Genomic DNA, 2,551 nt, shown 5'->3' on the forward strand with positions numbered 1-2,551 from the left:
CGGCTTTGTCGGGTAGCCCCGGCACATTACTGCGCCGAGGCCCCCTCAGAACCGGACATGCGCCTCGTCGACGCATCACGGCTCAAGCAAGCCCAGATGGCTTGCGGGCTTGCAGAATTACCGGACCTCCAGCCCGGTCGGCAGACCGCCGACGACGGCAGGAGGCGTGGACGAAACGGATGGCCGTGCCCGACGTTCCGTCTCCGCGAGCGATGGTGAGGCTGTGCCTCACCATCGCGGTGCGGGTCACCTTCGCCCAGCGTTCCCACTCGTGCGGGTTCTGGGGTTGATGGTCGGCGCGCAGCAGGAAGTTCCCGCAGAGCGGGCAGCGTCCGGCCTGTAGTTTGAGCATCCGCAGGGTGAACGCGCCCAGTAGCGGTGGCGCCCCTTTGCGTCGCCGTTCGGACCAGTACTCGGTCAAGGACGGATCGTCCGGAGACGATGTGCCCGCGACCATCTGGTGTCGGACGATCTTCGTCCAGGCGAACTTGGGCAGATGAGCGCCGGTGTCCCGGTCACCGAAGACCCACCGGTCCTGCCTGGACTGGTTGAACCGGCCGAAATACCGGGTGACGATCCAGTGCTTCGACTTGTTCTGATGGCCGTGCTTGGCCCACTTGTAGGTGAGCTTCCACATGTAGTCATCCAGCGCGGTGAATGCCCTGCTGGACACCACTGTTCGGTAATAGGCCGACCAGCCCCGCACGATCGGGTCGATCTTGTGCAGCACCGCACTGACGTTGGCCCCGCGCAGAGCCCTCATCTCGGTGCGCAGCCGTTCCCGAATCCGTTTCATAGCAGCAGAACTCGGCTTGATCAGCAGCTTGCCGTCGTAACGGCGGACATTGAACCCCAGGAAATCGAAACCGGTGTCTTCGACGTGGACGATGCGCGTCTTGTCCTCGTTGAACACCAGCCCCCGGGGCTCCAGCCAGGCGGCGAGCCGCGCTTTGACCTGCTCGGCCTGTTCACGCGAATGACACAGGGCCACAAGGTCGTCGGCATATCTGACCAGCGCCGGGGAGCCTTCCACCGACTCGGCGGCGTGCGTGCCGAGCTTGCGGTAACGGACTCCCGCTGCTGTTTCCATCCCGTGCAGGGCCACGTTCAGCAGCAAAGGACTCACGACCCCGCCTTGGGGCGTGCCCTCCTCGGTCGAGGCGAACCGACCACGATCGAGTACCCCCGCCTTCAACCAGCCTGCGATCAATCCCCGGGCGGGGAACGTGGCCAGTTGAGCGAGCAGATGGCTGTGATCGATGCGGTCGAACGCCGCTTTCAGGTCCGCATCCAACACCCACACGCGTTGCGGATTCTTACCTTTCAACGTGAGGTAGATGGCCGAGATTGCGTCCTGACAACCACGGCCCGGCCGGAAGCCATACGACTTCGGCTCGAACCGTGCCTCCCACTCCGGCTCCAGCGCGTTGACCACCCGCGCCTGAAGCACCCGGTCAGCGATCACCGGGATGCCGAGCGGGCGCTGCTTCCCGCCTGCCTTCGGGATGAACACCCGCTTGACCGCCCGAGGAGTCCACGACGACGAGCAGTACTGCGCCCAGTCGGCCAGTCCGGCCTTGTCCTGTGCCAACAGCACCACCCGACCATCCACCCCGGGCGTCTTGCGACCCGCATTGATCTCTGTCACCCGCCGCACGCTCAGCAGCGTGTTCGCCCGGGATCGGAGCATCAACTTCTGCAGATTGCGGACCTTCTTGAGGTCGCCTGCCCGCGTCGCCGTGAAGATCCTCTGCCTCAAACGCCGTACTTCGCCCTCGACGGCTCGCCAGTCGATCGACTGCCAATCGAGAAAGTCGTCCTCAGGTCCGTTCACCATGATGTCCTCGACCGCCGCGGCTGTCTCTGCCATGGTGTCCAACTTGTCCTTCGGTTCCGGTGTCGTTGTCGTCGTCTCTTCACAGGCTCACCTGGCCCACGTCAGCACCCTTTCGGGTCCGGGCATCGCCCGTATCCGGCCGGTTATACGAGACCCTCGGCGGAGGAGCCGAGCACGATGTCTCGTTTTCCCGCTGCCTTTCGGCCGCCGGCATTGGCTTCTTGGGCCATCCTGCGCCCGCTGGAGAATCGGGCCTTCCTCACGGTCGGCTTGCCGACGACGTAAACGTCGCCGGACTCCAACGGGGTTGTCACGTTCCACACGAGTGAGATACGGCCGGGTCGGGTGCCCCCTATACCCCGAGGACGGCGGTGTTCTCCCGACCGGCTTGGAGTCTTCCGGTCGGCGCCTGCACTTTCCAGCGACCAGTCCTTGCCCCCGCTGCAGCAACCCATCTGCGGGGTTTCCGATGACGAGGCATCATCAGGGGTTCACGGTTGTTCACCCTGTCGGCCTTCCCCGTGACTTGTAGCTCCCGGATGGAACGGGAGCCCTCGAGCCTTCCGACCTGAGCTTCACACCCCGCCGTTACCAGCGACGCATGTCAGGCCCGGGGACAGATCCACGAACACTGATCCGTAACTACACCTTCGGCATCCGCCGACCTCCTTCAGTGAAGCTCACTCAACTCGTGCGACCTCGTGTCGCACCCCG

General features: G+C 64.5%; 1 protein-coding gene. It reads right to left on the reverse strand.

What is annotated here, in order from left to right; translation table 11 throughout:
• Positions 1 to 82: 82 nt before the first annotated feature.
• Entirely contained in the window at positions 83 to 1,870 is a 1,788-nt protein-coding gene (gene ltrA, locus AB0L97_RS38540; RefSeq protein ID WP_364439995.1) for a group II intron reverse transcriptase/maturase, read from the reverse strand.
• Positions 1,871 to 2,551 lie beyond the last annotated feature (681 nt).

This window comes from Nocardia sp. NPDC051911 (assembly GCF_040681035.1).
In the GTDB taxonomy this organism is placed as follows: Bacteria; Actinomycetota; Actinomycetes; order Mycobacteriales; family Mycobacteriaceae; genus Nocardia; species Nocardia sichangensis.